Below are 6,466 nucleotides of genomic sequence, written 5' to 3'. Positions count from 1 at the left end.
ATAAGAGCAAGCTCTTAATCCATTCGCTCGACTTGCATGTATTAGGCACGCCGCCAGCGTTCATCCTGAGCCAGGATCAAACTCTCCAATAAAGTTAGTTTGTCTAGCATCATAAAATAAAAATTGACGTTTCACGTTGTTTGTTTCGTTCAGTTTTCAAAGAACTACTTCGTCGCTCAGAAGCGACTTTATTAATATAACATTTCGTTATATTTTCGTCAACAACTTTTTTCAATAAGTTGTTTTTCGTTTGTTTTGCTTGTTACCTTTCGTGGCAACGAATATAAATATACCAGTTTGATTATTAAAATGCAATAGTTTTTCTAATAAAATTTTTAACTTAGTAAAAAAGTATAAAAAAAGCACTTTTCTTCTATATAAATATAATTTCTCCCAACATCGACATCTAATGCCCCACGTTCATACTCAAATAAAAAAAGCTTTGGAGAAATCTCCAAAGCTTAGTCTTGTTTATGACGCATAGCAGGGAATAATAGTACGTCACGAATAGATGGTGCATTCGTTAATAACATAACAAGACGATCAATACCAATTCCTAGTCCACCTGTAGGAGGCATACCATACTCAAGAGCTTCAATATAATCATCATCCATCATGTGAGCTTCATCATTACCTTGTTCGCGTTCTTTTAATTGTGCTTCAAAACGTTCTTTCTGATCGATTGGATCATTTAATTCAGTGAATGCATTTGCATGTTCACGTGCAACAATAAATAATTCGAAACGATCTGTGAATCGTGGATCTTCGTCATTCTTTTTCGCAAGTGGCGAAATTTCTACCGGATGACCGTAAATAAATGTTGGTTGGATTAATTTATCTTCTACTTTTTGTTCGAAGAATTCATTAATAATATGACCAACTTCCATTGTATCCTTAATTTCTACATTATGTTCTTTTGCAAGTTCACGCGCTTCTTCTACACTCATCGGATTCCAGAAATCTGCTCCAGAATGTTCTTTAATTGCATCTACCATATGAAGACGTGTCCATTCTGGTTCTAGATTAATTTCATAGTCACCATACTGGATTGTTGTTGTACCTAGTACTTGCTTCGCGATATGAGCAACCATATTTTCTGTTAGTTTCATAATATCTTTATAATCAGCATACGCTTCATATAATTCAATCATCGTAAACTCGGGATTATGACGAGTTGATACACCCTCGTTACGGAATACACGGCCGATTTCATAAACTTTTTCTAATCCACCCACAATAAGGCGTTTTAAATGAAGTTCAATTGCGATACGCATATATAATTCCATATCTAACGCATTATGGTGCGTGATGAAAGGACGCGCAGAAGCTCCACCTGCAATTGCGTGCATCATAGGTGTTTCCACTTCAAGATAACCATTGTCATCTAAGTATCTTCTCATTTCACGAATGATTTTACTGCGAGTAACAAATGTTTCACGGCTTTCCATACTTGTAATTAAGTCTAAGTAACGTTGACGGTAGCGTTGTTCAACATCTTTTAGTCCATGATATTTATCCGGTAATGGACGAAGAGATTTCGTTAATAGCGTAAAGCCCGTTGCTTTCACCGAAAGTTCTCCAACGTTCGTTTTGAAAACTTTACCTTCAATACCTACTAAGTCACCTAAATCTGCTGTTTTAAATAATTCGTACTCTTCATCTCCAACAGCATCTTTACGAACGTAAATTTGAACTTGTCCATGTAAATCTTGAATATGCGCAAATCCAGCTTTTCCTTTACCGCGTTTTGTCATAATACGACCAGCGATAGAAACAGAGATTTCTTTCTCCTCTAATTCTTCTTTAGAGAACTCTCCATATAGGCTTAATAATTCATTTGTTGCATTTGTACGTTCAAAACGTTTACCGAACGGATCGATCCCTTGCTCACGTAAGTTATGTAGCTTTTCACGACGAACAAGCAATTGGTCGTTTAATTCTTCGTGGTTCATGTTATCCATGGTATTGATATCACTCCAGCTCTATTAATTTTTACAATATATACAGTATAGCATTTTCTACTCAACTAGAAAAACTGCCAGCAACTAACTGGCAGTTCTTCTTTCTTTCACGTAATTATAGGAAGTGTATAGAAGAATGTCAATCTTCCCTTCCTATTATTAACCAACGTGAATTGTTTGTTGTTTCGCTTCTACTTCTTCTACAAATGTACCTAATACATTCGCTAAGTCTTCACGCGTATTACAAGCATTGATACCATTACGTACAGTTGCATTACCACGAATGCCCTTTAAATACCAAGCTGCGTGCTTTCTCATCTCTCTTACAGCGACATTTTCATTCTTTAAATCGATCAGACGATCTAGATGCAACATACATACGTCAATTTTCTCACGTACTGTCGGTTCTGGCATTAATTCACCCGTCTCTAAATACTTTACCGTACGATAAATCATCCATGGATCTCCAAGGGCAGCGCGGCCAATCATAACACCATCTACACCAATTTCATCAAGCATACGCTTTGCATCTTGTGGCGTTGCGACATCACCATTTCCGATAACCGGGATATTTACAGCTTGCTTTACTTGTTTAATAATATCCCAATCCGCTTTTCCTTCATACATTTGTACTCGTGTGCGCCCATGAACCGCTACCGCTTCTCCACCAGCACGCTCAACAGCCTTCGCATTCTCGATTGCGAAAATATGATCCTCATCCCAACCAATACGCATTTTAACTGTAACTGGTTTTTCTACAGCATCTACAACTGCCGCTACCATTTCATATATTTTATTTGGGTCTAAAAGCCACTTTGCTCCTGCATCACACTTAACGATTTTTGGTACTGGGCACCCCATATTAATATCAATGATGTCTGCTGTCGTATATTGATCTACGTATTTCGCAGCATCTACAAGAGTTTCTTTCTCGCCACCAAAAATTTGTAAACTTAATGGCTTTTCTCTCTCATCAATATATAACATATCTAATGTTCTTTTATTGTTCAGTAGTATCGCCTTATCACTTACCATTTCAGCACAAACTAGGCCTGCACCGAATTCTTTTACTGTCAAACGGAATGCAGAGTTACACACTCCCGCCATCGGTGCTAATACAACCGGATTTTTCATCTCAATATTTGCGATTTTTAACACTCGATTTACTCCTTCCTTCATGGTCACTTTGGCATTAGCTCATCTATCGAGACCTTTAATGCTTTAGCAACTTCCACTACAAAGTCTTGGGAAGGCGATCGATTCCCTCGCTCAACTTCACCTAAAACAGATACAGATACCCCTAATTCTTTTGCAAAACCTTCTTGCGTATAACCTTTTAGTTTTCGAAAAGCACGAATGCGTCTTCCCCATTTTTCTGCTTCCATACCGTTACTCCCTCTCGCCTTTTCATTTCTTCTACTTGTGAACGTGAAATGTTTTGTTTTATATCTTGATTAATCTCTAACAACGGAACGATAACAAAAGCTCTTTCGAACATCCGCGGATGCGGAACAATAAGATTCTCTGCTTCAATATTTTCTTGATTATATAGTAAAATGTCAAGGTCGATAGTCCTAGGTCCCCACCTAATTTCCCTTTTTCTTCCTAGATCATTTTCTACTTTTTGCGTTACTTTCAATAATTCTTGCGGTGATAAATTGGTAGAAATTTTTATAACTAAATTCAAAAAGCAACTTTGGTCAGTATAGCCAACCGGTTCCGTCTCATATACAGACGAAACATCCTCAACTTTGATATAAGGATTTTTATTCAGAAACTGAATCGCTTCAGTTAAATACGTATAACGTTCTCCAATATTTGAACCTAATGCAATGTAAGCTATATTATTCATGGACGTTCTCTCGTAATTTCTACCGCTACAGCACGATAATGTCCCGGTATCGGCGGATCTGGTTTAATTACCTTTATCGTACATCTTGAAATACTCTCATATTGTTTCAATATATCTGTAGCAATATTTTCAGCAATGCTCTCTACAAGCTTATATGTTCTATCTTCTACAACTTTCCTACATAACTCGAAAAGCTCTCCATAATTAACAGACTGCTCTAAGTCATCACTTTCTCCTGCTTGTTTCAAATCCAATTCCACCGTTAAGTCCACTTTAAATCTCTGGCCCAATTTATTTTCCTCTGGGAATACACCATGATAACCGTAAAACTCCATATCATGAATATAAATTTTATCCAATTACTTTACCCCCTTACCAATCATCGCATCCATCATCTTAGCCATACGCGCCATTTCCTTCACATCATGAACACGAACAAACTCACAACCCTTTTCAATACCAAGACAAACGGTAGCTCCCGTCCCCTCAAGACGTTCTTCTACCGGTAAATCTAGCACATGCCCAATAAAGGACTTTCTCGAAGTACCTAAGAGAACTGGATAACCTAGTACGTTTAACTGTTCTAAATTACGCATCGCTTCTAAATTTTGTTCAGGCGTTTTAGCAAAACCAATACCTGGGTCTAAAATGATATTCTCATCTCGCACACCAGCATCTTTAGCAATTTTAATACTGTCATATAAGTCAGCAATCATATCAGCCATTAAATTACGATAATTCATATTATCGCGATTATGCATTAAGATAATAGGTACATCGTAATGAGCTGCAACTTCAGCGATTTGTGGTTCCGCCTTCGCTCCCCAAATATCATTAATAATATGAGCACCAGCTTCAATTGCTTGTTTTGCAACTTCAGCTTTATACGTGTCGATAGAAATAGGCAATTTCACCTCTTTTGAAACAGCCTGAATCATTGGAACAACTCGTTTTATTTCTTCTTCCACCGATACTTTAGCAAAGCCCGGACGAGTAGATTCGCCACCAATATCAATAATATGAGCACCTTCTTCTCGCATTTCTTTCGCATGGCGCACTGCAGCATCTACCTCGTTGTAACTCCCACCATCAGAAAACGAATCTGGTGTTACATTTAAAATCCCCATAATTAACGTTTTTTCATTTAAGTTCAATGTATATTCGCCGCAGCGCAAATCATAATCCCACTTCAAACTACACATCTCCTCTTCGTAATTCATTTCTGCTCCACAATTTCTCTCTCTGCATTTCATAAAGATTCATAAATCTTTTTGTAACCACACCTACTTTACCCGGGAAATCTCGCCCCTCTATACAATTAAGCGGAACAATTTCTTGAATCGAGTTTGTTACGAAGACTTCATCGGCTGAAAGTAATTCATCTTTTGTAAAGAGACCTTCCTTTACTTCTATACCCATCTTTTCAGCAACCTTTATAATAAACGCACGAGTGATACCATTTAAAATCCCCGTTTTTAAAGAAGGTGTATATAAAATATCACCTTTTACAAAAAAGAGATTCGAAACAATGCCCTCTGCAACATAACCTGTTTCAGTAAGGAAAATACCTTCCTTATTCACAACATTGCCTATTTCGCGTTTCCCCAAAATGTTATTTAAATAATGGTGAGACTTCAAGCGAGATGCACCCTCTGGTGTATTTCTCACTTGATTTAAGACAACCCCTTCTTTTTCCACTACATCTCCCGGGGCCGCTAAAGGTTTTATAAAAACAATAATAGACGGCTCTTCATACATTTCTGTTTGCAATCCAATTTCATCTATACCCGCCGATACATTAAAACGGACATACGCATGCTCTAATTTGTTCTTAACGAGTAAATTCTTCAAAATAAGCATTACTTCATCTTTCGTCATCGACCATTTAATTTGCAACGTATCCAGCGCATCTATTAAACGGTCATAATGATCATCCAATAAGAAAGGATGACCATTATAAATACGAAACGTCTCGAAAACTCCAAGTCCATATAAATAACCGTGGTCATACGGCGAAATTCTCGCTTCACTCGCTTCTACATACTGACCATTTACGTAAATTAACATGATGTCACACTTGGACTATATTTACGAATGAAATTCTGCAACAACTCTTTTCCGTGAGAAGTCATAATAGATTCCGGATGGAACTGTACACCTTCAATCGGTAATGTTGTATGACGGAGCGCCATAATTTCCCCTTCTTCCGTCCAAGATGTTACCTCTAAGCACTCCGGTAATGTCTCTTTCTTAACAATAAGGGAATGATAGCGCGTCGCAGTAAATGGATTAGGGATATCCGAAAAAATCGTCTTCTCATCATGATGCATAAGCGATGTTTTCCCATGCATTAATCGCTCTGCACGGACAACCTCTCCACCAAACACTTGCGCAATAGATTGATGCCCTAGACAAACCCCAAAAATCGGAATCTTTCCAGCGAAGTATCGAATAACCTCCATACTAATCCCTGCCTCATTCGGACTACATGGACCTGGCGAAATCATTAAAAAGTCTGGTTTCATATTCTCAATATCTGAAATAGTCACTTCATCGTTACGTTTAACAACAAGCTCTTGTCCAAGTTCTCCAAGAAACTGCACTAAATTAAATGTAAAAGAATCATAATTATCAATCATTAATATCATTTCTC

At 37.5% G+C, this 6,466-nt stretch carries 8 protein-coding genes and 1 rRNA gene; all 9 read right to left on the bottom strand.

The genetic code is table 11. From position 1 onward, the window contains the following. A 16S ribosomal RNA gene (locus tag MR083_RS14485) occupies window positions 1-92 on the bottom strand; the annotation flags it as partial. A gap of 369 nt (window positions 93-461) precedes the next feature. Continuing rightward, on the bottom strand, window positions 462-1,961 hold the full coding sequence (gene lysS, locus MR083_RS14480) for a lysine--tRNA ligase (protein WP_000369678.1): 1,500 nt from the start codon (window positions 1,959-1,961) through the stop codon (window positions 462-464). Between the two features lie 159 nt (window positions 1,962-2,120). Continuing rightward, entirely contained in the window at window positions 2,121-3,119 is a 999-nt protein-coding gene (dusB, locus tag MR083_RS14475) for a tRNA dihydrouridine synthase DusB (RefSeq protein WP_242269490.1), read from the bottom strand. 23 nt (window positions 3,120-3,142) lie between these two features. After that, window positions 3,143-3,346 carry a helix-turn-helix domain-containing protein gene (locus MR083_RS14470; protein ID WP_000387027.1) on the bottom strand — a complete coding sequence of 68 codons (204 nt, stop codon included), beginning with the start codon at window positions 3,344-3,346 and terminating at the stop codon, window positions 3,143-3,145. Further along, the gene (folK, locus tag MR083_RS14465; RefSeq protein WP_001059445.1) at window positions 3,298-3,813 is read right to left on the bottom strand and encodes a 2-amino-4-hydroxy-6-hydroxymethyldihydropteridine diphosphokinase; all 516 of its coding nucleotides are present in this window, start codon (window positions 3,811-3,813) and stop codon (window positions 3,298-3,300) included. The genes MR083_RS14470 and folK overlap by 49 nt, the downstream gene beginning before the upstream one ends. Beyond that, entirely contained in the window at window positions 3,810-4,172 is a 363-nt protein-coding gene (gene folB, locus MR083_RS14460) for a dihydroneopterin aldolase (RefSeq protein ID WP_000358060.1), read from the bottom strand. Before folB ends, folK begins: the two co-directional genes overlap by 4 nt. Continuing rightward, complete coding sequence (folP, locus tag MR083_RS14455; RefSeq protein WP_242269489.1) at window positions 4,173-5,033, bottom strand: dihydropteroate synthase; 861 nt, start codon at window positions 5,031-5,033, stop codon at window positions 4,173-4,175. It abuts the gene before it with no gap. Continuing rightward, on the bottom strand, window positions 5,008-5,880 hold the full coding sequence (pabC, locus tag MR083_RS14450; protein ID WP_000909880.1) for an aminodeoxychorismate lyase: 873 nt from the start codon (window positions 5,878-5,880) through the stop codon (window positions 5,008-5,010). The genes folP and pabC overlap by 26 nt, the downstream gene beginning before the upstream one ends. After that, the gene (gene pabA, locus MR083_RS14445; RefSeq protein WP_000602301.1) at window positions 5,874-6,461 is read right to left on the bottom strand and encodes an aminodeoxychorismate/anthranilate synthase component II; all 588 of its coding nucleotides are present in this window, start codon (window positions 6,459-6,461) and stop codon (window positions 5,874-5,876) included. Before pabA ends, pabC begins: the two co-directional genes overlap by 7 nt. Window positions 6,462-6,466 lie beyond the last annotated feature (5 nt).

It is taken from the genome of Bacillus cereus group sp. BfR-BA-01408 (assembly GCF_022663305.1).
In the GTDB taxonomy this organism is placed as follows: domain Bacteria; phylum Bacillota; class Bacilli; order Bacillales; family Bacillaceae_G; genus Bacillus_A; species Bacillus_A pacificus.
Note: the sequence above shows the minus strand (reverse complement) of the source record. Positions and strands in the feature narration are given on the sequence as shown.

Excerpts from the sequence above, each read along its gene's own strand:
- lysS (WP_000369678.1), bottom strand. The coding sequence starts at position 1,961 with ATGGATAACATGAACCACGAAGAATTAAACGACCAATTGCTTGTTCGT.
- MR083_RS14470 (WP_000387027.1), bottom strand. The coding sequence starts at position 3,346 with ATGGAAGCAGAAAAATGGGGAAGACGCATTCGTGCTTTTCGAAAACTA.
- folK (WP_001059445.1), bottom strand. The coding sequence starts at position 3,813 with ATGAATAATATAGCTTACATTGCATTAGGTTCAAATATTGGAGAACGT.
- folP (WP_242269489.1), bottom strand. The coding sequence starts at position 5,033 with ATGAATTACGAAGAGGAGATGTGTAGTTTGAAGTGGGATTATGATTTG.
- pabC (WP_000909880.1), bottom strand. The coding sequence starts at position 5,880 with ATGTTAATTTACGTAAATGGTCAGTATGTAGAAGCGAGTGAAGCGAGA.
- pabA (WP_000602301.1), bottom strand. The coding sequence starts at position 6,461 with ATGATATTAATGATTGATAATTATGATTCTTTTACATTTAATTTAGTG.